This window comes from Desulfobulbaceae bacterium, assembly GCA_015231515.1.
Taxonomy (GTDB): domain Bacteria; phylum Desulfobacterota; class Desulfobulbia; order Desulfobulbales; family VMSU01; genus JADGBM01.
Window position 1 is genome coordinate 1 of the sequence record JADGBM010000038.1, and the last position, 24,927, is coordinate 24,927.

Consider the following 24,927-nt stretch of genomic DNA (forward strand, 5'->3'; position numbering starts at 1 on the left):
CTCTTGAATGTTTACAGTAATATACTGCGTTTGTACTACTCGTCAGATAGAACCTACGTACCCAAGGAGTTCTATCTGGGATATAAGAGTATTGACCAAGGACCTCAGGGCATTATGCTCGCTTCGGTTCGAAAACTTCTTGCCGATTTAGAAGGGTCAGTGGAGGAAAATGCCATGAGGCAGCTGGCTCAGGCCCGAGAACTGCTGCATGACAATGAGTTTGCCGGCGCTCGCCGAATTGTTGAGGAACTTTCCGTTAACGGAACAGATAGCGTCAAGGAGAAAGTGCAAACTATTCTTGAGCAGATTGAAGAAGCGGAACGGGTTGAGAGGCTGAGCCTTAAACAACTCCAGCAGCAAAAAGTTAAAAGTCAGTGGCAAAATGCTCTACACCTCTATGAAATCAAGGATTACGATGCTGCCATAGCCGAGTTTACCATGCTTTTAAATACTGAGCATAAAAATGAAGCCGCTGCTAAAATTTCACAAGCCGCTAGTTTTGCAGCCAATGAGATGCGCCGTAAGGCCGCCAGCTTATTTGTGAAAGCCAGGAAAACTACAGACGCGGACCAGAAAACGGCTTTGCTGGTGGAGTCGAAGGTGATGCTGGAAGATCTTCTGAATAAATACCCAGGAACTGATATTGTCGGTAAGGTGCAGCAGAATTTACAGGTTTTAGAAGATGAACTTTCTAAATATTCCCTCCCGCAAGTCGAAGAGTCAAACGCTGACGACGAACACGTTATCGTTCCGAGTGCGGAATGAGTTTCCGTTGGGCTGGTCTGAAATAAGCCAGCCCCAGCCAGTGGACACCACCCAAGCGACACTTGTACCGTCAACTCGTCGCAAAGTCTCCCAGTACGTTTTTTATTTAGCAGAAAAAAGCTTGCCAAATGCGTCTGAATTTTGGCAAGCTAGTATATATTAACAAATATTGACGGAATAAAGTGCGGAGATACTCTTATGGCAGGGGATAACAGCAGGCTTATATCGGAACAGTTGGACGAAATGGCTCTGAAGATGATGATGATTGAGCCGGGCGATCTATCTGTTGTCGGTGAGTTAGTGGTGCTGGTTGAAGGTTTAGCAGGGCTTGATGAGATTAAGGATTATCCTAACGTCGCCAAGATGGGCAAAGCCCTGGAGGACGTTCTTGGTCAAATTGTTATGATGAAACTGCCGGACTCGGCAGAGAGTTATGATCATCTTGGTAAGGCTATTGGGCAGGTACAGGAGCTATACCGGAAGAAGGATACTGACGACAATGTTATTAAGGCCTTTCACGAAGCACTCTCTCGAATAGGCTACTCTCCAGATGCTTCTCCTGGCGAGAGTAACCAACCGGGTGTTAATCAAGATGAGGACAGTGCTGGTCAGGCAGACGACAGTGTCGAAGATATGGGTACAGATCCAGAAGAAACTCAGGTGTAGACTAAAGTGCCAGAAACAAAGAGGCAAGTGTCTGTTGGGCCGCCAACAGAGTTGATAGTTCTCGAAAGCCCTCCGGTGGCTGCAATGGATTTCTTGCAGGATGTGGAACTGTTGTCTGGCTTTGTTGAGGAGGCCTCCGAACATCTCGATGCGATCGAGGTGAATATCCTTGATCTTGAAGATAACCCCGATGATATGGAAATTATTAACAATATTTTTAGGCCGTTTCATACCATCAAGGGGGTTTCGGGTTTTCTTAATTTGAAAAATATTCAGACTGTTGCTCATAGCACCGAGAATTTACTTGATGATGTTCGGAACTCTGTGCATGCCATGGATTCTGACGTTATTGATGTGGTCTTAAAGGTTGGAGATTTTTTAAAGACCATGATTGATGATTTGCGAAAGGTTATGTCTGATGGCCCTGAGCAGTATAAAAATTATGATATCAGCGGTTATGTTAAATGGATTAAAGCGGTGCAGGGAGGTGGCGCCCAGTCTGTGGCGGACTCCGCTGCGGCAACTCAGGCCGTGGAACAGAGGTCTGAAGTAGTGGTGGTTTCCACAGGTGCGATGAGACCGCCTGTTGAGGAAGCATCTGCCGGGGGAGACGCAGCGGCTGAAGACTCTTCCGGAGGCCAAAAAGCCAAGAGTGCTGTCGGAGCTACAATCAAGGTTGATGTTGAAAAACTTGACGGGCTGGTAAATGCTGTCGGCGAACTTGTTATCATGCAGGCTATGGTCAGGGCAAATCCGCTGGTTCATAGTCTTTCGGATCCCAAATTGACAAAGGATTTTTCACAGCTTTCTCGGATAACCAGTGAATTGCAGAAGACGGCTATGTCAATGCGCATGGTCCCTATTCGTCAGACCTTTCAGAAGATGATTCGTCTTGTTCGTGATTTATCCAAGAAAACGGGCAAGGTGGTGAACCTGGTTATGGAAGGAGAGGAGACCGAAATTGATCGAAACATGGTGGATTCTATCTATGATCCACTTGTTCATATGATGCGTAATTCCGTAGACCACGGGGTTCAGACGCCTGAAGAGAGAGAAAAGCTCGGTAAGCCAAGTGCCGGAGTCGTTAGTCTGCGGGCCTATCAGAAAGGCGGCAATATGGTCATTGAGATTGAGGATAATGGCCAGGGTCTGAATACTGAGAAGATTCGTCGGAAAGCTTTGGAAAGGGGGCTTATACAAGAGGGAGACAATCTTAGCAATAAGGAGATTAACAACCTTATATTTCTTGCCGGTTTTTCAACCGCTGACCAGATCACTGATGTTTCTGGTCGGGGTGTTGGGATGGATGTTGTAAAAAAAGGTGTGGAAAAACTCCGTGGTAAGGTTGAAGTGATCAGTGAGCCGGGCAAGGGGTCGTTATTTGTTATTCGGTTGCCGTTAACCCTGGCCATTATTGATGGTATTATCGTGCGGGTTGGCAATGAGCGCTATATCCTTCCCACCACGGCGATACGGGAGTCCTTAAAGCCAGAGGCTAAAAATTATAATACGATTCATGGCAAAGGCGAAACCCTGGTGGTCCGGGACTCGGTTATTCCTATTGTCCGCCTCTACGAACTGTTCTCAATTGAGGCCCAATATACCACGCCCACGGATGCAATTGTTGTCATTATTGAGACTGAAGGCAAGCAGCGGGCAATTATGGTTGATGAGCTCTTGGGCAAACAGGAAGTTGTTATTAAGAATCTGGGCGGTTTGACGGATATCCCGGGTGTTGCTGGCGGAACCATTCTTGGTGATGGTAGAGTCGGTCTGATCTTAGACCTGGCTGGGCTTGTTCAATCACCATCATCTAAAGCTCAGTGCAAGTCTGACGAAGAGTAAAGAGAGCAGTTTGCTAGAATATATATTGAGGGAGGTCTAGACCTTATGAAAGTCGCAGCAACAGGCAGTGAGGCTCAAACTGGTAATGGGCTTGGAGGAAAATATCTAACCTTTACTCTTGGCAGTGAAGAGTATGGCGTTGGGATTTTAAAGGTCAGAGAAATTATTGGCATAATGGAGATTACAGCTGTTCCTCATACGCCGGATTATATCAAGGGAGTTATAAACCTGAGAGGGCGCGTTATTCCGATTGTCGAACTCCGGCAGAAATTTGGCATGGAACTCAAAGAGTACGATGATAGAACCTGTATAATTGTTGTTGAGGTCTCGGGGGCAAATGGCTCGATTCAAGTTGGTATGCTGGTTGACTCTGTTTCTGAGGTAACAAATATATTGCCCGAAGAGATTGAGCCACCACCTGATTTTGGAGTGGCAACCGAAGCTGACAACATTCTTGGTATGGGTAAGGTGAAGGGTCAGGTTAAGATCCTGCTTGATGTTGATCAGGTCATTGGTAAAACCCTGGTAGATACGCTTGCAAAGGCTGAATGAGCGAACGTGAATGATACTAGGTAATCAGCTTACGGATAAAGAGTTTAACAAGTTTAGTGAGCTGATCTATGAACAAACCGGCATCTTTATGAAGCCGGAAAAAAAAGAACTGCTCAATGCCAGACTAGGAAAGCGCCTGCGTATTTGCGGCGTGGCTTCTTTCAATAGTTATTACGATTTTATTCTAGCACCTGAGCAGCAGAATAAGGAGTTTGTTCATTTTCTTGATAGTGTTTCTACTAATTTCACCAGTTTTTTTCGTGAAATATCGCATTTCGAATTCTTGACAAAGACGGTACTGCCTGAGTTAGCAGCAAGGCATCCACACAATAAGGAGTGTTTTTTCTGGTCTTCGGCCTCTTCTTCAGGGGAAGAGCCCTATACTCTGGCCATGGTGCTTGAAGATTTTGCTCGAGTAAAGCCGGGCTTTGCCTATAAAATTCTGGCGACAGATATATCGACTCGCGTTCTTGGCGTTGCGGCAAAAGGGGTTTATGCCTTAAGCCAGACGACTAAAACGCCGCCGGACATTCTTCGGAAATATTTCCAGAAAGGCACGGGCAGCAGTGCTGGGAAGGTTCGGGTTAAAAATGAGGTTAGACGCTCTGTGCAGTTTCAGCGTTTCAATCTTATGCATGATTTTCCGTGGAACGAAGAGATGGATGTTATCTTCTGCCGAAACGTGATGATCTATTTTGATCGTGAAACCCAGGAGAGGTTGGTTCAGAAGTTTTACAGATGTTTATCAAGAGGAGGGTATCTTTTTATTGGGCATTCTGAGAGTATTTCAGGAATTAAACACGATTTTGTTCAGGTAGAGGCCACAACGTATAAGAAAGGATAATAACCGCGTTGGAAGATTGCATAAGGATACTTTCTGCTGGGAAAGCTGAAAAAGGTATTACTACGCACTTCCGTATCAGATGAAAAAGGGTGAGAGAATGAAAATAATTGTGGGTATTTCAGACATGCGGGTAGGAAAAAAACCTGATGATGAGATTGTTACGTATTCACTGGGATCATGTATTGGCGTGGCCCTGTGGGATCCTGAAGTGAAGGTGGGGGCCCTGTTGCATTTTATGCTTCCCGATTCAAGTATTGACGCGGCAAAGGCTGAGTCGAAGCCCTATATGTTTGCGGATACAGGGGTGCCCCGGATGTTTAAGGAAATTTATAAGCATGGCGCCAAAAAAGAACGATTGAAGGTCTATGTGGTTGGCGGCGCCCAGGTTATGGATGATTCTGGAATGTTCAATATTGGCAAGCGTAACCAGATGATTGTCCAGAAAATGTTTTGGAAAAATAAGGTGACGGTTGCCAAGGAAGATGTTGGTGGGAGTGTGAATCGTACGATTACTTTGAATGTTGGTACAGGACAGGTGAAGTTGAAGGTCTCTGGACAAGGTGAGGTGATGTTATGAGTCGAATTGATGAAATACTAAATATTGCCAATCATATTCCGCCTTTCCCAAAAGTGGCCCTTCAGGTCATGAAAATGCTTGAGAACAAAGAAGTAAAGGCCAAGGATCTCGCTGAGGTTATCCAGTATGACTCCGCCATTACGGCCAACCTTCTTAAGACCTGTAACGCAGCCTATTTTGGTCTAACTCGAAAAGTATCTTCTCTTGATGATGCCCTTGTTGTGGTTGGGCACGACATATTAAAAGACATCATTATTGCCAGCAGCAGCGCCCGCTTTTATAAGGGGGGGGCTGGGGAAGGCTATAAGCTTGAGCAGGGCGATCTCTGGAAGCACTCGGTGGCGACCGCAATTATGGCAAAACAGCTAAGTGCCCACTTTGCCGAGGTTGATGCTGGCCTTGCCTTCACGGCGGGCTTGCTTCATGACATTGGGAAGCGGTTTCTGAGTAGTTTTGTGGCTGATGATTTTGAGAAAATAATGAAGCGTGGTCATAGTCCGGGGTTTTCTTTTATTGAAGCTGAAAAAGAAGCTCTTGGAATGAATCATGCCGAACTCGGCGCCAAGATAATGGAAAAGTGGGAGTTCTCTGAGGATTTAATTGTGGCTGTCAGGGAGCATCACGATCCTACCGCTCTGGATAAAAGTCAGTTGACAGCCCTTATTGCATTAAGCAATACACTTGTTATTTCGCTGGGGGTTGGTGTGGGCGCTGACGGATTGTCAGGAGCTATGCAGGGTCAAGGGCTGAAACGTTTTGGGATCAGCAGTATTGATATTGATAGATATCTGTCAGATCTTGTACTCGAGATGGAAAAAGCCGATGAGATGATGGGTTTAGCTGATTAGGGGCCGTCAAGAAACAACTGTTACAGATCGGATTTACAGTGTTCTGGTGTTCTGGTGTTTTTGTAGTTAGTCAGTAGGTTTTCTGAGTTAGCTCTCGTTAGAGTCGGTTAAAAACAAGAAGTGGAGTAGACATGGCATTTAATATTTTAGTGGTTGACGACTCTGCAACGATGCGTGCCGTTATAAAAAAAACGGTCGGGATGACAGGCATTCAGGTTGGAGAGCTTTTCGAAGCTGGTAACGGGAAGGAGGCCTTGACCATTTTAGCCAATGAATGGGTTGACGTCGTGTTGAGCGATATTAATATGCCGGAGATGGGTGGTGTCGAATTTTTTAAAGAGGCTAAGAAGGATGATGTCCTTCGTGATATTCCAGTGATTTTCATAAGCACCGAGTCAAGTGCTGCCCGTATTAAGGAGGCAGAAGCCATGGGTGTTGCCGGCTATGTAAAAAAGCCTTTCCAGCCGGCATTGATTAAAAATATGCTGCTTGATGTTTTAAATAAGGCCTATGCAACTCGGATGGTTGAAGAGGGTACCACGCCTATTGTGTCGTCTGCAGTGGATGATAACCTGGATTTTTAATTGTAGCGTCCGGCGAAACCGGTTTTGGGAGAGATGTTTTGGATACTGATTCACTCAAAAAACTTAACGAGTCTGCGGTTGAGGTGTTTGGCACGATGTATTACACGCCTATTGAATTGTTGCCCGAAATTCCACCAGAAGATCGGTGGAATCTTGAGGAAAATTATGCTGAAACCTCTATTAGCTATGATGGCGATCAAGTTGGGCATATGAAATTTTTCTTTCCTAAAACTTTGGCCGTAAATATCGCAGGTGGATTTCTTGGTGCTGACGAATCTTCCTTACAGGAAGAACAGATTGTCGACACAATGCGCGAGGCGACAAACATGATAATTGGCAATTTTTTGGGGAAAATAGACCCTGCCGGGCTTTGTAAACTGGGAATACCGGCGGCTGGAATTATTAGTGACTTTTCACCGAAAGAATGTCCGGCTGGCAGGGTGGTGGCATTTATGTCAGATTTTGGTTATTTGTGGATGGAGTTTGCTGGGTAAACCCATGTTTTTCGTTCTGCCTTATTCCAGAAATAAGGCACTAAATCTGTAAGTGGAAAGAACTATGGCCCCAATTAGAGTTTTAATCGTAGATGATTCTGCAGTTGTTCGAAAGGTCTTTAGTGAAGAGCTTGCCCGTGAACCGGATATTGAGGTCGTGGGGACGGCACCGGATCCGTATGTGGCTCGAGATAAGATAGTTGCGCTGAAGCCCGACGTTGTTACGCTTGACATCGAAATGCCCAGAATGGATGGCCTGACGTTTCTGCGCAAGCTGATGAAGTATTTTCCGCTTCCAGTGATTATTGTGAGCTCATTAACTGAGGCAGGTAGTGAAATTGCCATGGAGGCCCTTGATATTGGCGCAATTGAGGTGCTGTGTAAACCAGGAGAGGCATACTCGGTTGGTGATATGGGAGTTCAGCTGGCGGAAAAGATCAGGGCTGCCGCAAGTGTTGATATGCGTGGCCACGCTAGTCGTGCGCTTGCTGGTGGCGCAGTTGCCTCGGCTCCAAAGCTGGCGCTTACCAGGACAACAAATAAAATAATTGCAATAGGTTCTTCTACTGGTGGTACTGAGGCCTTAAAGGAAGTCTTGATGCCACTGCCGCCTACCACACCAGGTATTCTAGTCGTGCAGCATATGCCTGCCATGTTTACTAAAAAGTTTGCCGACCGATTAAATGATCTATGTCAGATTCGTGTTAAAGAGGCAGAAGATGGTGACTCGGTCTCTCCCGGCACATGCTTGATTGCGCCGGGGAATTATCATATGGTCATGCGCAGAAGTGGTGCCCGTTATTATGTTAACGTGAAAACGGGGCCGCTGGTATGTCATCAGAGGCCAGCCGCCGATGTTTTGTTTAACTCCGTAGCGACTTACGCCGGCAAGAATGCTGTCGGCGTAATATTAACCGGAATGGGTAAGGATGGTGCCAGCGGTATGTTAAAGATGAAAGAGGCTGGGGCAATTAACATCGCCCAGGATGAAAAAAGTTGTGTGGTTTTTGGTATGCCGAAAGAAGCTATCGAGTTAGGTGGTGTCGATGAAATCGTAACGCTGAAAGACATTAGCCGGGTCATTTTAAGTAAATTGTAGATTTTTTTTCATGATCGGTTATTTGTGCCGATAAAGCTAGTGGTGCCGTTTTTTTGTAAATATTCGGTTTGCCCTGAAAGGGCCAGAACATACCAGCCCAGGGCCACGACCTGGGGACTGGAATAGTACAGATAGCCCTGAAAGGGCGTGACATCTGACCCTGCCGGTTTTAAGCCTATGTGACGCCCTTTCAGGGCTATTTATTAAATGTTCCTATATCCCAGGGCGTTGCCCTGGGATAGTATGTTCCGCCCCTTTGGGGCTGAGGAAAAACACCCGCTAAGGAGTAAATGTAGCTACTTAACTGTTTTTAGCTCTAGCCGAATATTTACAAAAAAGATTGCATTTCATTTTTTTTCTGGTAACTAATTTATTAGGTATTTTTACCTAGCAAACCATTTTCTTAGATAGATGTCAGCACCTCATATTAACGCCTGCCAAAAGAGGAAAAACATGAAAGATAGCAACTTCAATAAAATGAAGACAAGACTGAGCGAAATTTCACGTCGAGATTTCATGAAGTACTGTAGCGTCATGGCCAGTACATTAGGACTCTCAACAGGAATGGCGCCCCAAATTGCCGAGGCAATCACCAACCCTAAAAAACGACCACCCGTTATATGGCTTCATGGCCAGGAATGCACAGGTTGCACCGAAACCCTTTTACGTCCTTCACACCCGACGCTTGAAAACCTTATTCTTGACATTATCTCACTTGATTATCATGAAACACTTCTGGTGGGTTCAGGACACCAGGCAGAAGAATCACTACACAACTCCATAAAACTTAACGACGGCAAATTTATCCTGGTTATTGAAGGAGCAATACCGGTAAAAGATAATGGCATTTACTGCATGATTGGCGGCAAATCCTTTCTAAGCCTTGTTGAGGAAACAGCCGCCCATGCTGCCGCCATTATTGCAATCGGATCCTGTGCAGCCTGGGGAGGTATTCCTTCAGCTTCTCCCAATCCGACTGGTGCGACCGGCGCCCCTCAAATACTAAAAGATAAAACAGTTGTTACCATTCCTGGATGCCCTCCAAATCCCTACAATTTCCTTTCAACTGTTGTCCATTTTCTGACCTTTGGCAAACTCCCTGCTTTGGACAGTAAGGGCAGGCCCAAATTTGCCTATGGTCGTTTAATACATGAAAACTGTGAACGTCGACCACACTTTGATGCCGGTCGATTTGCCGAAAAATTTGGTGATGATGGTCATCGTCAAGGATTTTGTCTATACAAACTAGGCTGTAAAGGTCCTGAGACCTATGCAAATTGCCCAGACATCGGCTTCAATGATCTTGGTGGCAATAACTGGCCTGTTGGTGCCGGGCACCCGTGTTTTGGCTGTACGGAACAAGGTGTTGGTTTTGCCGCTCCTCTGCACAGCTTAGCTGTTGTTGAAAACCAAACACCATTTGCCAATCAACCATCTGTTAATCCTGAACCGAAAGGCAAAGGGATGTCTGCCGGTGCCGCCGCTCTTGTCGCAGGGGCCGCAGGGGCTGCCATTGGTGCTGGTGCAGTTATGGCAAAAAACATTAATCAATCTGATAAATGTTGTGACTCTTCTTCAAAAGGGGAATAGCCATGAAAATAAAGCGAAGAGATTTTTTAAAAGGCGTTGCTGGGGGCGCTGTTTTGACAGCTGTATCAAGCCCCATAGACGCCTCGGCAGAGAAAAAACCACGACTGGACAATGCCCTAGGTATTTTATATGACGCCACATTATGCATTGGTTGTCAGGTATGTATGGTTGCCTGCAAAAAAGCTAATGACATGCCTTACGTACCTGGTGACACGCTGGAAACCTGGGAAAAACCCTCTGAGTTATCCTCCAACACATTAAATATAATAAAAAAATATGAAGGTGGTGAGTCACAAGAAAAAGACGTCGAAGATGGTTTTTCCTTCGTTAAGCGTCATTGCATGCACTGTGTCGACCCGGCATGTGTCTCCGTCTGCCCGGTAAGTGCATTATCTAAAGACCCTGATACTGGCGTTGTTACCTATAACGAAAAAGCCTGTATCGGCTGTCGTTATTGCCAAGTTGCCTGTCCATTTAATATTCCTAAATTTCAATGGGAATCTGCCTTTCCCAAAATTGTCAAATGCCAGCTTTGCAGTCATTTATTTAAGAAAAATGAAATTTCAGCCTGTTGCTCACAATGCCCGACAGGGGCCTCTTTATTCGGACCGGTCAATGATTTAATGGCGGAAGCCAAAAGACGACTCCAGCTTCAAGCTGGCGGCTACGCTGACTTCCCCCTTAGTGATATTCGCACAGGTAAAACCGTAAATGCCCGCGTTGCAGCCTACAATAAAGAAATTTATGGTGAGTCAGAGGTCGGTGGCACACAGGTTATTATGCTCTCCGGCGTCAGCTTTACGAAACTGGGCTTGCCTGAGCTGCCAGACGAATCGTATACCGGGGTTGCCGAAACCATTCAACATACGCTTTATAAAGGCCTTATTCTCCCGGCAGTTGCTTTTGCTGGCCTAGCGTATGTTATCAAAAAGAATACGAAAGAGTGAGGTGAGCGTATGAGTAAAGCAAAACCAATCGGTGGTGGCTTATTTACAGCACCTTTCAACATAGCACTCATTTTTATTGCGCTTGCTGTCTACTTCCTGATAAAGCGTTTTGTATTTGGCATTGGCGCTGTAACAAATTTAAACGATGGGTATCCGTGGGGTATCTGGATCACCTATGATGTCGTTGTTGGAACAGCTTTCGCTTGCGGCGGATACGCCATGGCGATACTGGTATATCTTTTCAACAAAGGCCGGTATCACCCGCTTGTACGACCAGCCTTACTGGCCAGCGTCTTTGGCTATTCTCTGGCCGGGGTCTCTGTTTTTATTGATATTGGCCGTTACTGGCAGATGTACAATGTATTTTTACCACAACATATTAATACAAACTCCGTCATGCTGGAAGTTGCCCTATGTATTGCCTTGTACACAGTTGTCCTCTGGATTGAGTTCACCCCAGCATTTCTTGAAAAGTTCAAAAATGAAACCAGCCTCAAATCCCTGGACAAGGTACTATTTATCTTTATAGCCCTTGGTATTTTATTGCCCACCATGCACCAGTCTTCTCTTGGTTCCATGATGATTGCTGCCGGCCATAAGTTGTCACCGCTCTGGTGGACTCCGTTACTGCCTCTTCTTTTTCTAATATCTGCAATTCTGATGGGCTTTTCCATTGTCTTGTTCGAATCCAGTCTGGCAACAACAGGGTTCCGACTCGCAAGTGAGAAACATATCCTGGCCAAAATTGCCGCCATCATACCCTGGGTGATTATTGCCTACCTGGTGATACGATTTATTGACATCATTGCCCGAGGAAAGATTGGGTTGATCTTTGCCGGTGATTTAAACGCCAGTATGTTCATTCTGGAAAACCTGTTGCTCATTGCGCCGCTTACTATGCTTTTTTGTTCGGATTGTCGAAGCAGTGCCAAAAAACTTTTTTTGGCATCAGTCCTTCTGCTGCTCTCAGGGGCAGTTTACCGATTCAACTGTTACCTCGTAGGCTTTGACCCGGGTGATGGCTGGCAGTATTTCCCTTCAGTTCCGGAAATTCTCATTACTTTTGGGATTATTGCTGCTGAAGTAGCGGGATATATCTGGTTTGTTAAGCGCTTTCCAGTGCTATCAGTTAGCGAAAACGCATAATTCATTTTTAATTTAGAGTCAGTTTCGGCTGAAAAATATACAAAGGAGAACTAGTTATGGCGAAGCGAATTGTTATTGACCCCATCACCCGAATCGAGGGTCACCTTCGAATAGAATGCGAGATAGAGGGCGGAGTAGTTACAAACGCCTGGTCATCAGGACAGATGTGGCGCGGAATTGAGCTTATTCTTCAAGGGCGTGACCCGAGGGAAGCCTGGATTTACGCTCAACGTATTTGCGGGGTCTGAACGACAGTTCACGCACTGGCTTCAGTGCGTTCGGTTGAGAATGCTTTGGGCATGGAAGTTCCACTTAATGCTCAATACATACGTAATATGATGATGGGCGCTCATTTAATCCATGATCACATAGTGCACTTTTATCATCTATCAGCCCTCGACTGGGTTGATATCGTCTCTGCCCTGAAAGCCGACCCACGCGCCACAGCTAAACTTGGCCAATCACTTTCAGGTTGGCGGCGCAATAGTTACACGGAAATTAAGGGTGCCCAGGAACGACTTCAAACGCTGGTTGATTCCGGCCAGTTAGGCGTGTACGCAACGGGATATTGGGGCCACTCGGCAATGAAGCTTTCGCCTGAAGTCAATCTGCTCGCTGCAACTCATTACCTACAGGCTTTAGAATATCAAAGAGAGATTAACAAAGTTGTGGCTATTCTAGGAAGCAAGACACCGCATATTCAGAATCTTGCCGTTGGTGGAGTGACAAATCCTATTAATCCCGATAGCCAGTCAACCCTGACGATTGAAAAGTTACTGCACATTAAAAAGCTTATTGATGACGTTGGTGACTTTGTTGAAAACGTCTATCTCATTGATGTTGCTGCAGTTGGTGCCTTTTATGCTGACTGGACCGGTCACGGCGCTGGAGTTATGAACTACCTTTCCGTACCTGACATGCCCATGGACACCAAGGGAACAGTTTTTGATCTGCCGGGCGGCTATATTCCCAATGGTGATATCTCTAAATTCACTCCGATTACAAGTTTCAATGATGATATGTTCAGAACATCGATCAAAGAGAGTATTAAACACGCCTGGTATGACGGAGATTGGGACAAACATCCCTGGGAAGAAGAAACTGTTCCTAAGCCAACTGAATTTCAAGATAACGGTAAATACTCCTGGGTTAAAGCGCCGACCTTTGCAGGTAAACCTGCCCAGGTTGGTCCATTAGCTAATGTTCTCTGCATGTTCGCTTCAGGACATAAACCGACTATCGCTTACGCAACCAAGGTATTAGATATTGTCAGCTCGCTCGTCGGTTCAAAAGTTGGTGTCGAAGCCCTGCACTCGACGATTGGAAGACACGCAGCACGGGCAATTCGCTGTGCGGCACTCTATGACAATCTCAAGCATCAATGGTCTTCATTGATGGAGAATATCGCTAAAGGAGACTACACAACCTATAATGAGCCGGTCTTCCCGAGCGGAATTCAGCAGGGCTTTGGTTTTCATGAGGCACCCCGTGGCACGCTGTCTCACTGGATTGTTATTGAGAACGGTAAAATTAAAAACTACCAGTGTATCGTTCCTTCAACATGGAATGCCTGCCCGAGAAACAGCAATGAGGAGTTAGGCCCCTATGAAGCGTCATTGATTGGCACACCTGTAGCTGACCCAGATCGACCATTGGAAATTTTACGTACCGTTCACTCCTTTGATCCTTGCTTAGCCTGTGCTGTTCACCTGGTTGACAAAGATCGTAATGAGATCAAAAAGATCAAGGTTCTCTAACCTCTTATGAGTGCTCTTGTTCTAGGTGTTGGCAATGTCTTACTCGGAGATGAAGGCATAGGAATTCGTGTAGTTGAAGAACTACAGCATAACTATGCCTTTGCCGATGACGTTGAAATTCTGGACGGCGGTACGGCTGGCATTGAGTTGCTTCGTTACATCGAAAACAGAAACCTGCTGATAATTGTTGATGCAATGGCAGCAGAGCGGCCACCCGGCACTGTCTTCAAGGTCGAGGGTGAAGATGTGCCCAAAAGATTTATGACGAAAATATCACCACACCAGATTGGTTTATCAGATTTATTAGCGGCTGGCATACTGTCTGAGAGCATACCAAAAAATATTGTTCTTTTTGGGGTAGAGCCGGAAAAGCTTGAAACTGGCATCTATCTTTCTAATTCTGTAACCCAAAGTATCGATAAAATTGTTTCCGCAATTCTTGATGAGTTGATATCAGCTGGCTATCAGGCCCCATCACCCAAAACATCTACAGTGAAATCACAATTCTGGCCCTGATCGTACAACCCTTCTTTTGCATTAATTAAAATGGGACGTTTACGTCCCATTTTTTTTTGCTATAATGCTTTTTCATCGAAGCTGCCGTTAAAATCTCCCTGCACAGATCACAGATCACAGATCAGCTTGCAGATAAAACAACAACCACAAAATAATTATGGTTACTATCCCTCAGCAACTACTCGAACTTACAGCTCTCCTCACAACTATTTTTAATGAAAATATCTGGCTGAAACGTTTTTTGATTATCCTCATTTATATCGTTTTGGCCAAGGCGGTTGATTTTTTCATAAATAAAGTTTTGCGCTATTTCGTCAGTAAATCAAAAACGGAACTGGATGACAGCCTCATTGAAATCTTTCATAATCCGGTATATTGGAGCGTCTTTTTTGTTGGCGCCTTTCACGCCTTACATCTTCAACCAGTCCCGGCACCATGGCAATACATCTTAGTCTCCTTGTTCCAATCCATGATTCTTCTTGTCTGGGCAATAGCAGGACTAAAGGCTTTAAATATTTTTTTCAATCGTACCACTATTGAATATATTCTACGCAGACCGCTGGATAATGATGCCTTTAATATTGGCCGCAAACTTATCAGAATCGTCGCTATTATAGGTATTATTGTCGGCATTTTGGTCGTTTGGGACATAAACCTCACGCCACTCTTCGCGTCGGCAGGCATCGCAGGTATTGCAGTTGCCATGGCGGCAAAAGACTCTCTGGCTAATTTTTTTGGTGGGATGAGTCTTTTTATGGATAAAACCTTTAAAGAGGGTGACTATATTGTTCTAGACAGTGGTGAACGCGGTGAAATTATGGATATCGGCATGCGCTCTACACGGCTTAAAACCAGAGATGATGTTTTGATTACTATCCCAAATTCAATATTAGCTAACACTAAAATTATTAATGAAAGTGCACCCGTACCACTCTTCAGAATACGCATACCCATCGGTGTGGCATACGGCACCGACCCGGACCGGGTCGAACAACTTCTTTGTTCTATTGCCACTGCTAGTTCTGACGTTATTGAAGACCCCCCGCCCCGAGCTCGTTTCAGGGCCCTTGGGAATTCATCAATTGACTTTGAACTACTTTGCTGGGTCGCTGAGCCAAGCCTCAAGGGTCTGATTACGCATAATCTCCTCAAAGAGATCTACAACAAGTTATACGAAGAAAAGATCACGATTCCTTTTCCACAACAAGATGTTCACCTTTATAAACACTGATCAATAGGTGCTCAAACCAATTATTTCGGCTTCCAAAAGATTAAATGAGTATAAAAACAGCAATTTTCACTTCTTTCTTTTGTCTAAGGCCTCAATTTGATAGAATCATTTTCACTGTAAAACTGTAATCACAAGAACTCATCCAAGGCAAAAACCATGTTCAACTCACTTTCCGTAAAATTCCGGCTCGTAGCGTTTATAGCAATGCTGCTCATCTTACTCACTTTCACCGGTTTTTTTGGTATTAAGGCCATGAAGACCAGTTACAATTCCTTGTCGTCACTTTACAACAATCAGGTTGTTCCTCTCGACCAGCTCCATAGAATTGACAATACCATCCAGATAAGCGTCGTCGGTGTGGTCGACAAACTCCTGTTCGAACAAATTACCTGGGAAGAGTGCCTGGTAAGGGTTGTTAAAGCAAAAACCTCGATTCACAACAGTTGGGAAGAGCTCCAAAGGCTCCAACCGACTCCATCTTCAACTGGAACTGCTGGCTGGCTTGAACCGGCTCGCAATTTAATCATCAGCACTGAAGAGGTACTCAATTCACTTACAATTTTACTGCAAGCTAAAGACACCAGTGATCTTGACACCTTCTCAGACAACAAGCTCTATCCTCTGGCCGACAAATACTCAGAGATAACCAATGTTTTGATACACAACCGCTTAGCTGTTGTACAGGAAGAATATCAACATTCGCAGCAGCGGTTTTCCACGGCCAGAACATCATTTATAGCGATAATCGTTATTGGAATCTGTGTGTCCTGTCTTTTAAGTTTTCTACTCATTCAGAGCATTAACAAGCCATTGAAGGTTTTCAATGAGGCGATGACACACTTGATGCAAGGTGATTTATCGAGGAAAATATCCCACCGACAAAATGATGAATTTGCGCTTCTATTTAAGGGTTTTAATCAAATGATTGATTATCTTTCGGCGCTCATCACCGATATTGAACGATCCGGCATTCAAGTTACGAGCTCTATTACCGAAATCGCAGCCACTATCAAGCAGCAGGAAACAACTGTTAATGAACAGGCAGCCACCTCAAATGAAATCGCTGCTTCAACAACTGAAATTGCCGCAACTGCTGAGAACCTGATGGCCACCATGAATAAAGTTACCGACATGGCCCACAACACCGCCATGGCTGCCTCTCAAGGGCATCACCGTTTGACAAATATCAATTCAATAATGAGAAAAATGGAGGAGTCTTCCGTCTCAATTCTGGCTAAGCTTTCTGTGTTAAATGAAAAAGCGACCAATATCGCCGGTGTCACAAAAACAATTAATAAAATTGCCGATCAGACCAACCTTCTCTCGCTTAATGCCGCAATTGAGGCTGAAAAAGCTGGAGAGTATGGCACGGGATTTTCAGTAGTATCTTCTGAAATCAGACGCCTGGCAGACCAGACAGCCGTTGCCACTTTTGATATTGAGCAAAGTGTTAATGAGGTTCAATCGGCTGTTGCCAGCGGTGTAATGAACATTGAAAAGTTTACTGATGATGTCCGTCGAAGTTTCAGAGAGGTTCAGATCAGCTCTAACCAGATTTCTGAGGTGATTGAACAGGTTCAAGCCCTGCAAGCTCCGATTGAAACCGTAAATGAGGGCATCGCTGCCCAATCAATGGGGGCAAAACAGATAAGTGAATCAGTGGATCAGCTTAATGAAGCAGCTCAACAAACAGCCGAGTCAGTTGGTCAGACCAGCACCACGATTTTTAATCTGAACAAGGCGGCTCTTATTCTTAGAGATTCTGTCGCTCGATTTAGGCTCACCAGCAAGGATTCAGGCAATCAGGCATCGTCAAATAATGATACATTCATCTCCTGAATCCATTGAGTGGAGAGATGCGGATTTCCCAATGTTAATAAGAACCAGCTGACAACCTCCAGCGCAACAGTCTACTATTTATGTTACTCCTCTTATTCAATACTCATAAAGAGCAATATGCGATTAACTGTGTCCATATTGTCGAGGTGATTCCACACCTGCTTTTGCAGCCCATACCAATGACACCTCTATATGTTGCAGGAGCTGTAAACTACCGGGGAACTGCCCTGCCGGTAATCGATATCAGTCAACTGATTGACGGATCGCCCTGCACGAACCTTATCAGCACCCGTATTATTCTTATAGATATTGACTTTGGCCTTAGTGGAGAAAAAAAAACTATCGGACTTCTTGCCGAAAAGGTCACTCAAACTGTTAAGACACCTAAGGGCTGGTCTCCTCTTCAGAAAAAAGACGGTTCATTATTTATTGACTCCTCCGCTATCGGCCATGAAATGGTTCAATGGTTTGAGCCATCAAAAATGTTACCTGCCAACTTACCACAAAGCTTATTTATGGACAGCACGCAAAGGGAGGACACACTGTAGATGTCTCCAGATCCTTTGGCCATCACTATTCTTGAGTCAGTCTTACTTAAGGAGATAGGGCTTAACATCTCATCTCTGGGGAAAAACTCTATCAAGAAGGCCCTAACAAGAAGAATGAAATCGATCTCTGAATCTTCTTTTTATGCCTATATATCACTCATCAAAAGCTCGACACTTGAGCTTAACGCCTTTATTGATGAGGTAGCAATCAACGAAACCTGGTTTTATCGAGATGAAGCCCCGTTCTCGACCCTAAGCAATTTTTCTTTAACCTGCTTACGAATGAACCCCAATCTGCCTGTGCGGCTCTTAAGCATACCATGTTCGACCGGCGAAGAACCTTACTCTATGGCTATTTCACTAATAGAAGCAGGTTTCAATGAAACACAGTATATCATCGATGCAATCGACATAAGTGATCGTTCTCTGGCCACTGCCAAAGAAGGTATTTACAAAAATAACTCCTTTAGAGGGCATTCCAAACGCTTCCAGCCACGATATTTTGATCGATTCGAAAAGAGTTCATATTCTGTTAAAAAAATCGTTAAAAACTGTATCAACTTCCGTAAAGGGAACCTCCTGAACCTTCCCCCATCTATCAGCTCAAAAACGTACAACATCATCTTTTGCAGGAACCTGCTTATCTATTTAGATGGAAGTTTTCACCAGAGAGTTATTGAAATACTGTCGAACTTGCTCCACGATGACGGTCTCTTATTCATTGGCCACTCAGAGTCCGGCATTTTCACTGATTCACCATTTTCACCGGCACCCTACCCTAAAACTTTCTCCTATATTAAGAAGAAAGCCGTACCTGAAGTTCCCGCTTCTTTCATTACCCAGGGTCAGAGCATTAAAGTCCAGCATCCACAAGACCAAAGTGAAACCGTTGAGAATAGTGAAACATTCTTCTCACCGGTAGACAAAAACATGGGCCTGGCTCAGGCAAAAATTTTTACAGAGAATAAAGAGTATGACAAAGCCGTTCGTATTTATGAAGAAATTATTCATAAAAAAGGCCCCTCGGCAAATATCTTTTATCTTTTGGCCTCCATTTTCTATAACAAGTCCGAGTTTAAAAATAGTATCCAAATGTTAAAAAAGGCAATTTATCTTGAACCAAACTTTATAGAGGCATTAAACCTGTTATCCCTTATTTATAAGGATCTTGGTGATGAAGAAAACTTCCAGTCATTTACGCGACGAAGCAAAAGAGTACAAAAGCGACTTGCAGATGGTTACGAGAATTGAGAATATCTATGTCTGGATCTGATTCTGAGTTTACAACTGAAAACTGCTGGTCAAACATTGGTCTGTTTTCCCGCGCCCGCAGCTGTGAACTTCTCGCTGAATACGGTCACTGTAGGAATTGCCCGACCTACTCGGCATTCGGCAGACGTATGTTGGATCGACCACTTACTGACGAGTACCGAGCCGAATTAACCGCAGTATACAGCCAGACCAAAAGCACTGAGTTGAAACATACCAAATCAGCTTTTATTTTTAGGGCTGGTGAAGAGTGGCTTGGCATCAGCTCAAACCTTATCAAGGAAGTCGTCGACATGGGGCCTATTCACTCCATTCCCCATAAAATCAGTAGAGTTTTCAGGGGCTTAGTTAATATTCGAGGTCGTTTAGAATTATGCGTTTCCATAGGCGGCGTTTTACGAATTGAACCCGGCAAAAAACACTATAACTTCACATCACCTGAACGTCTGATTGTCGCCGAAAAATCAGGACAGAGCATTGTTTTTCCTGTAAGTCAGGTGCATGGCCCTCACCATTACGACCAGACCGATGTAAAACCCTTACCAGTCACAGTTTCTGGGTCAAAAGCTGTTTACACCAAATGCATTCTACGCATGCCCAATATTGATGTAGGAATCCTTGATGATACTCTTCTGTTTCGTATATTAGCCAGGAATCTTTCATGAGTCAAAACAACCATTTGAACGACATGTCTCTGGTCGAATTGTTTCAACTGGAGACGAAAAGTCAGTGCGCGAATCTCACCAATTGCATCTCGACCTTATCAATTGACTCACCTGGACAAACTGATTTCACCGCCATACAGCGGGCGATCCACTCGATCAAGGGCGCAGCTCGAATTGTTGATCTTCAGAGAGTAATCTCACTGACCAGCGCAATGGAGAAAGTCCTACAACATAGTCGTGATCAACTGTCCAGCAATATTGAATTACAACTTTGTTTTGAAGAGTGTGTCGAACAGTTAAGCTGCCTTTCTCAAGTTAATCCCGATAGCATTCAGGAAACAATCGTCGAACATAGACATGATTTCAACAGGCTTATTCGATTTCTGGAAGCATTCGCGCCACAGTCTGTTGCCTCATCATCAGCGCCGGAATCTACTCGGCAAAGCAAGCCTACAGACTCTGACAACAGTTCAAATATTGAATTATTTCAGATATTTAAGGAGGATGCCGAAAATCACATTGCCATTCTTTGTGACAACTTACTGGAGATTGAAAAAAATCCTACCTCATACGCACTTTTAGAGTCCTCAATGCGTACGGTACACTCACTGAAAGGTGCTGCTCGTGTCATTGAGCTTCACCCCATTGTTAAACTGACTCATACCATGGAAGATCTGTTTGTTGCCGCTCAAGAAAAGAAACTTCTTTTGAATTCAACACAAATTGATGTGTTATTAACCGCTGTTGATTTCGTTAAAGAACTTACGTATGTCAACAAAAACCAGGTTGAATCCTGGCTGGAAAAATATTCAGTTAAACTTGATTCAATCATAAAAAAAATCAAGAAATTTCTTACCCAAGATACCGTTGAAAAAAGAAGCGATATTTCCAGCACCGTCCCGACAGACAGTTCCGAAAGCCCATCAAGACCCACACAGTTATCGACAGCGTCACAAAACTCTGATGACACAGAACAACGAGCAAACCAACCACTTAAAAACAGGACCCTGCGGATATCGGCGCACAGCATCAGCCGAATGATGGGTCTGGCCGGCGAGGCTATGATAGAGTCCCGCTGGCTTCCGCAATTTTCTGACAAGCTTTCCCGCTTAAGACGTTTACAAGACGATACCTATTACTCTATTGAACTTATAAAAAAGCATCTGATCGAGTCCGGCAAATACACCCTCCTTGAAGAAAGTTTCACAGAAATTTCAAAAAAAATCGGGCGTTGCCGGCAATATCTCACAAACCAGATGTCCGATCTCGAAGACCATTCGGTAAAAGGCATCAATCTCTTTCATCAGCTCCATCGCGAGATTATCAACAATAGAATGCAGCCACTTTCTGAAGGTCTTAGCGGTCTGCCACGACTTATACGTGATTTAGGCAGAAACCAAAACAAAGATATTCGCTTTGAAGTAGTTGGCTCTGGAGCCTTAGTTGACAGGGATATTTTAGAAAAAATTGAATCACCGTTAAACCATATCGTAACCAATGCTATCGACCATGGCATTGAACCTCCTGCCGAACGCAAAAAACTTGGCAAAAATCCACAGGCAACCATACGTATCGAAGCAAAACACGTTTCAGGTCTCCTTCACATAACGATTTCTGATGATGGCCGTGGAATAAACTTCGAATCTATCCGCGAAGCAGTAATCGAAAAAAATCTTGTTTCAAAAACCATTGGTGCCGCGCTCAATGAATACGAGCTTAAGGAGTTTTTATTTCTACCAAGTTTTACAACCAAGAAGACAGCTACGAAGACATCCGGCCGGGGAGTCGGCCTAGATGTCGTTCACAGCTCAATCCGTGAGGTCCGCGGTAGTGTCCAGGTGTTCAGCGTTCCGGGCCAAGGAACCTACTTTGAACTTCAACTCCCCCTTACCCTCTCTTTAATTCGTGGTATTATCGCTTACATTAATGATGAACCGTATTCGTTTCCACTGGTTAATGTAAAAAATGTTGTACGATTGCCTCGTAGTGAAATTAAAGAGATCGGCAACAGGCAATATTTCATCACCAATAATACAAGGGTTGGTATTATCGCTGCGCAACAGGTTCTTGATCTTGAATTACGCAAATCAAATAATGATATCCTTTCTATAATTGTACTTGAAAGCGCGCAGCATACTTACGGTCTCTTGGTGGACTCTTTCAGTGGCATTAAGGATCTGGTTACACAGCCACTGAACCCGGTTCTAGGAAAACTTAGAAGTGTCAGTGCGGCTGCTATTGCTGATGACGGAACGCCTATTTTAATACTTGATACCCATGATATGGTTCTTACCATGGACAAATTAATTTCAGGTGAACGTCTCAAGAAGATAGAATCAGATGTTAACTCAAAACTCACCACGAACAGTAAGCGTATTCTGGTGGTTGATGATTCGGTTACCGTTCGTGAAGTAGAGAAAAAAATCCTTTCTGATTATGGATATCACATCGAAGTTGCTATCGATGGCCTTGATGCCTGGGAAAAAATCCAGAAATTCCCTTATGATCTAATCATTACTGACATTGACATGCCGAACATGGATGGTATAGAGCTGGTGGGTCAGGTTAAAGATAGCCCTGAGTTTCAAAATATCCCCATCATCATAGTGTCATACAAGGATCGGGAAATTGATAAGAACAGGGGGCTCGATGCTGGTGCCGATTATTATCTTACGAAATCAAATTTCCATAATCAAACCTTGATCGAAGCAACGGAAGACCTGATCGGTAGCCCGTTGGGTGGTATGTAAATGCTTAAGCTCGTATCCATAACAGTACTTTGACATCGGTAATTTTCATATCATGAAAATCGGAATTGTAAACGACTCAATCATGGCCACTGAAATATTGCGCCGTATCGTTGTTTCATGTCCTGAGCATAAGTTACTGTGGACAGCAGAGAACGGTGCTGAGGCCATAATGCACTGCAATCATCACCTGCCAGACCTTATCCTGATGGATCTCATGATGCCTGTTATGGATGGAATCGAGGCCACCCGAAGAATAATGAAACAGACCCCTTGCCCAATATTGATTGTAACGGGAAGTGTTACCGGGAACTCTTCAATGGTGTTTGAGGCTATGGGTGTTGGTGCACTCGACGTCGTAGCAACCCCGGTTCTTGCCCCTAACCAGGCAGATAGCTCTGCCAATGAATTAATTCGCAAGATTCAAATCATCGGCAAATTGACTGGAGTTGATCGGAAAGAAAAATCCAGTACAAATAAAACAGTACCTCCCCGCCAGACAATCAAAGAAAGTACCCTGATTGCTATTGGCGCTTCGACTGGCGGACCACAAGCTCTGGCAACTGTCTTGTCATGTCTGCCCATTAACTTTCCCGCCTCAGTCGTTGTTGTTCAACACATGGATCAAAAATTCACTTCGGGTCTGGCTGACTGGTTAAACCAGCAGATTTCCCTGCCCGTTAAGATTATAATCAACGGTGAACGCCCTCAAAAATCAACGGTTAAAATTCCCTCAACCGACAATCACTTGATTATGTCAAAAACCGGCACACTGAACTACTCAGTTGATCCGGTCGATAACTTTTATCACCCTTCTGTCGATGTGTTTTTTCAATCATTAAACGCTAACTGGTGTGGTAATATTATTGGTGTTATATTGACTGGTATGGGAAAAGACGGTGCCAAAGGCCTCTTAGACATCAAGGAAAACGGCCATTACACCATAGCACAGGACGAAGAAACTTCCGTCGTTTATGGTATGCCAAAAGCGGCACAATTAAACGGTTCCGCCCAGGAGATATTGCCACTGGAAGAAATTGGCCCGAGACTTCTTGCTCTCGTTAAACCATAGGTACGTTCAACAATGCAAAAACCTTTATTTGAAAATATTCAGCCACTGAACTCATATCAGATCTCGGTACTTCTTATCGATGATCAACCAATGATTGCCGAGGCGGTTCGCCGTTCGCTTCAAGATGAGCGTGACATAGAATTTCATTACTGCTCAGACCCTACCAAAGCAATCAAAATTGCCAATCAGATTAAACCGACAATAATTCTGCAAGACCTCGTTATGCCCGAGGTCAATGGTTTGATGATGGTAAAATTCTTCAGGGTCAACAAAGAAACTGCACAAGTCCCGATTATCATTTTATCAACCAAAGAAGACCCAAAGATTAAAAGTGAAGCCTTTGCAGTTGGAGTTAACGACTACATAGTTAAACTCCCTGACAAGATAGAACTCATTGCCCGCATTCGATATCACTCTGAAGCCTATATCTATCATCGTCAAAGAGATGAAGCCTTTCTGGCTCTACAGGAAAGTCAGCGTCAGTTAAACAGGGCCAACAGATCACTCGAAAAGCTATCATCCTTGGATGGCCTGACAGGAATAGCCAACCGGCGCCAGTTCGACTCTGTTCTCGAAAAAGAGTGGCTGCGGGCCATGCGTAACGGCAGCAATATCTCCTTACTCATGCTGGATATTGATTATTTCAAACTCTATAACGACACTTATGGACATCAGGGCGGAGATTCATGCCTCAAAGTTGTCGCAAACATCTTAAAGGAGTCAGAGAACAGGCCTGCAGACCTTGCTGCACGATATGGCGGCGAGGAGTTTTGCATTATCCTGCCTGAAACAGGTGAAACAGGTGTTAAAGATATTGCCCAGTCAGTCCTGGACCGGATACGAAAGACAACCATCCCTCACAAATCATCAAAGGTCAGCAAGTATCTTTCTGCCAGTATCGGAACCGCGACAATGATTCCCGGTCGAGACACCAATCCCGACAAAATCATAGAAATCGCTGACAAGGCCCTCTACAAAGCCAAAAATGACGGTCGTGACAGGGTCGTTACAACTCCACGAATTGGCATCATCTGATTTAGCAATACCACTGACAGTTTTCCAATCAAGATATTAAAATGATTAATGTTTTGAGGCAGGGGTCAACTTCAGTTCAGCATCGTACAACACATTGGATCATGCGTGAAGCGATACGCCAGTAGGTGGACCGTGAAGAAAAACGTGAGATATTTCGCCAAGACGGTATTAACCTGAAAATCGTATAAAGCGAACACCTTAAGCAAAAAAACAACTCCCCAAGCAGGTTTTTGTTGAAAAACCGTGCTTTTTTCTTGCCTTTTTTAAGTGTACGTATTATGTTTATGCGCA

Annotated in this window: 21 protein-coding genes and 1 pseudogene; all 22 read left to right on the forward strand. The window is 44.4% G+C overall.

The annotated features are described in order from the left end of the window. Nucleotides 1-30: 30 nt before the first annotated feature. The 22 genes and pseudogenes from HQK80_07950 (at nt 31) to HQK80_08055 (ending at nt 24,636) form a co-directional block, all read left to right on the forward strand. Nucleotides 31-765 carry a hypothetical protein gene (locus tag HQK80_07950; protein ID MBF0222147.1) on the forward strand — a complete coding sequence of 245 codons (735 nt, stop codon included), beginning with the start codon at nt 31-33 and terminating at the stop codon, nt 763-765. 198 nt (nt 766-963) lie between these two features. Next, a pseudogene (locus tag HQK80_07955) lies at nt 964-3,276 on the forward strand (chemotaxis protein CheA). A gap of 45 nt (nt 3,277-3,321) precedes the next feature. Beyond that, nucleotides 3,322-3,828 (forward strand): purine-binding chemotaxis protein CheW, encoded by a 507-nt coding sequence (locus HQK80_07960; protein ID MBF0222148.1) that lies wholly within the window; start codon nt 3,322-3,324, stop codon nt 3,826-3,828. 10 nt (nt 3,829-3,838) lie between these two features. Beyond that, complete coding sequence (locus HQK80_07965; protein MBF0222149.1) at nt 3,839-4,672, forward strand: protein-glutamate O-methyltransferase; 834 nt, start codon at nt 3,839-3,841, stop codon at nt 4,670-4,672. A gap of 97 nt (nt 4,673-4,769) precedes the next feature. Continuing rightward, a complete protein-coding gene (locus HQK80_07970; GenBank protein MBF0222150.1) occupies nt 4,770-5,249 on the forward strand; it encodes a chemotaxis protein CheD in 480 nt (159 codons plus the stop codon). Continuing rightward, nucleotides 5,246-6,097, forward strand: coding sequence for an HDOD domain-containing protein (locus tag HQK80_07975; GenBank protein ID MBF0222151.1), 852 nt, complete (start codon nt 5,246-5,248; stop codon nt 6,095-6,097). Before HQK80_07970 ends, HQK80_07975 begins: the two co-directional genes overlap by 4 nt. Nucleotides 6,098-6,228: 131 nt before the next feature. After that, nucleotides 6,229-6,681: a response regulator gene (locus HQK80_07980; GenBank protein ID MBF0222152.1), complete on the forward strand. Its 453-nt coding sequence runs from the start codon at nt 6,229-6,231 to the stop codon at nt 6,679-6,681. Between the two features lie 38 nt (nt 6,682-6,719). Continuing rightward, entirely contained in the window at nt 6,720-7,175 is a 456-nt protein-coding gene (locus tag HQK80_07985; protein ID MBF0222153.1) for a chemotaxis protein CheX, read from the forward strand. Nucleotides 7,176-7,239: 64 nt separating this feature from the next. Beyond that, nucleotides 7,240-8,274, forward strand: coding sequence for a chemotaxis response regulator protein-glutamate methylesterase (locus HQK80_07990; protein ID MBF0222154.1), 1,035 nt, complete (start codon nt 7,240-7,242; stop codon nt 8,272-8,274). Between the two features lie 453 nt (nt 8,275-8,727). Next, nucleotides 8,728-9,864, forward strand: coding sequence for a hydrogenase small subunit (locus HQK80_07995; protein MBF0222155.1), 1,137 nt, complete (start codon nt 8,728-8,730; stop codon nt 9,862-9,864). 8 nt (nt 9,865-9,872) lie between these two features. After that, nucleotides 9,873-10,811, forward strand: a complete 939-nt coding sequence (hybA, locus tag HQK80_08000) for a hydrogenase 2 operon protein HybA (GenBank protein MBF0222156.1) — start codon at nt 9,873-9,875, stop codon at nt 10,809-10,811. 9 nt (nt 10,812-10,820) lie between these two features. Continuing rightward, entirely contained in the window at nt 10,821-11,957 is a 1,137-nt protein-coding gene (gene hybB / locus HQK80_08005) for a Ni/Fe-hydrogenase cytochrome b subunit (GenBank protein ID MBF0222157.1), read from the forward strand. Between the two features lie 56 nt (nt 11,958-12,013). Beyond that, on the forward strand, nt 12,014-13,714 hold the full coding sequence (locus tag HQK80_08010) for a nickel-dependent hydrogenase large subunit (GenBank protein MBF0222158.1): 1,701 nt from the start codon (nt 12,014-12,016) through the stop codon (nt 13,712-13,714). Between the two features lie 6 nt (nt 13,715-13,720). Then, entirely contained in the window at nt 13,721-14,230 is a 510-nt protein-coding gene (locus tag HQK80_08015) for a HyaD/HybD family hydrogenase maturation endopeptidase (protein MBF0222159.1), read from the forward strand. Between the two features lie 157 nt (nt 14,231-14,387). Beyond that, entirely contained in the window at nt 14,388-15,461 is a 1,074-nt protein-coding gene (locus HQK80_08020) for a mechanosensitive ion channel family protein (protein MBF0222160.1), read from the forward strand. Nucleotides 15,462-15,617: 156 nt separating this feature from the next. Beyond that, complete coding sequence (locus HQK80_08025; protein MBF0222161.1) at nt 15,618-17,300, forward strand: methyl-accepting chemotaxis protein; 1,683 nt, start codon at nt 15,618-15,620, stop codon at nt 17,298-17,300. A gap of 80 nt (nt 17,301-17,380) precedes the next feature. After that, nucleotides 17,381-17,848, forward strand: a complete 468-nt coding sequence (locus HQK80_08030; protein MBF0222162.1) for a chemotaxis protein CheW — start codon at nt 17,381-17,383, stop codon at nt 17,846-17,848. Next, nucleotides 17,849-19,099: a hypothetical protein gene (locus tag HQK80_08035; GenBank protein ID MBF0222163.1), complete on the forward strand. Its 1,251-nt coding sequence runs from the start codon at nt 17,849-17,851 to the stop codon at nt 19,097-19,099. A gap of 8 nt (nt 19,100-19,107) precedes the next feature. Then, entirely contained in the window at nt 19,108-19,782 is a 675-nt protein-coding gene (locus tag HQK80_08040; GenBank protein MBF0222164.1) for a chemotaxis protein CheW, read from the forward strand. Continuing rightward, complete coding sequence (locus HQK80_08045) at nt 19,779-22,532, forward strand: response regulator (GenBank protein ID MBF0222165.1); 2,754 nt, start codon at nt 19,779-19,781, stop codon at nt 22,530-22,532. Before HQK80_08040 ends, HQK80_08045 begins: the two co-directional genes overlap by 4 nt. Before the next feature lie 52 nt (nt 22,533-22,584). Continuing rightward, nucleotides 22,585-23,601: a chemotaxis response regulator protein-glutamate methylesterase gene (locus HQK80_08050; protein ID MBF0222166.1), complete on the forward strand. Its 1,017-nt coding sequence runs from the start codon at nt 22,585-22,587 to the stop codon at nt 23,599-23,601. A gap of 12 nt (nt 23,602-23,613) precedes the next feature. Continuing rightward, nucleotides 23,614-24,636: a diguanylate cyclase gene (locus HQK80_08055; protein ID MBF0222167.1), complete on the forward strand. Its 1,023-nt coding sequence runs from the start codon at nt 23,614-23,616 to the stop codon at nt 24,634-24,636. Nucleotides 24,637-24,927: the final 291 nt, after the last annotated feature.

What these genes read in the sequence shown, in the direction of transcription:
- HQK80_07960 (MBF0222148.1), top strand. Translation starts at nt 3,322, where the DNA reads ATGAAAGTCGCAGCAACAGGCAGTGAGGCTCAAACTGGTAATGGGCTT.
- HQK80_07965 (MBF0222149.1), top strand. Translation starts at nt 3,839, where the DNA reads ATGATACTAGGTAATCAGCTTACGGATAAAGAGTTTAACAAGTTTAGT.
- HQK80_07970 (MBF0222150.1), top strand. Translation starts at nt 4,770, where the DNA reads ATGAAAATAATTGTGGGTATTTCAGACATGCGGGTAGGAAAAAAACCT.
- HQK80_07975 (MBF0222151.1), top strand. Translation starts at nt 5,246, where the DNA reads ATGAGTCGAATTGATGAAATACTAAATATTGCCAATCATATTCCGCCT.
- HQK80_07980 (MBF0222152.1), top strand. Translation starts at nt 6,229, where the DNA reads ATGGCATTTAATATTTTAGTGGTTGACGACTCTGCAACGATGCGTGCC.
- HQK80_07990 (MBF0222154.1), top strand. Translation starts at nt 7,240, where the DNA reads ATGGCCCCAATTAGAGTTTTAATCGTAGATGATTCTGCAGTTGTTCGA.
- HQK80_07995 (MBF0222155.1), top strand. Translation starts at nt 8,728, where the DNA reads ATGAAAGATAGCAACTTCAATAAAATGAAGACAAGACTGAGCGAAATT.
- hybB (MBF0222157.1), top strand. Translation starts at nt 10,821, where the DNA reads ATGAGTAAAGCAAAACCAATCGGTGGTGGCTTATTTACAGCACCTTTC.
- HQK80_08015 (MBF0222159.1), top strand. Translation starts at nt 13,721, where the DNA reads ATGAGTGCTCTTGTTCTAGGTGTTGGCAATGTCTTACTCGGAGATGAA.
- HQK80_08020 (MBF0222160.1), top strand. Translation starts at nt 14,388, where the DNA reads ATGGTTACTATCCCTCAGCAACTACTCGAACTTACAGCTCTCCTCACA.
- HQK80_08025 (MBF0222161.1), top strand. Translation starts at nt 15,618, where the DNA reads ATGTTCAACTCACTTTCCGTAAAATTCCGGCTCGTAGCGTTTATAGCA.
- HQK80_08030 (MBF0222162.1), top strand. Translation starts at nt 17,381, where the DNA reads ATGTTACTCCTCTTATTCAATACTCATAAAGAGCAATATGCGATTAAC.
- HQK80_08035 (MBF0222163.1), top strand. Translation starts at nt 17,849, where the DNA reads ATGTCTCCAGATCCTTTGGCCATCACTATTCTTGAGTCAGTCTTACTT.
- HQK80_08040 (MBF0222164.1), top strand. Translation starts at nt 19,108, where the DNA reads ATGTCTGGATCTGATTCTGAGTTTACAACTGAAAACTGCTGGTCAAAC.
- HQK80_08045 (MBF0222165.1), top strand. Translation starts at nt 19,779, where the DNA reads ATGAGTCAAAACAACCATTTGAACGACATGTCTCTGGTCGAATTGTTT.
- HQK80_08050 (MBF0222166.1), top strand. Translation starts at nt 22,585, where the DNA reads ATGAAAATCGGAATTGTAAACGACTCAATCATGGCCACTGAAATATTG.
- HQK80_08055 (MBF0222167.1), top strand. Translation starts at nt 23,614, where the DNA reads ATGCAAAAACCTTTATTTGAAAATATTCAGCCACTGAACTCATATCAG.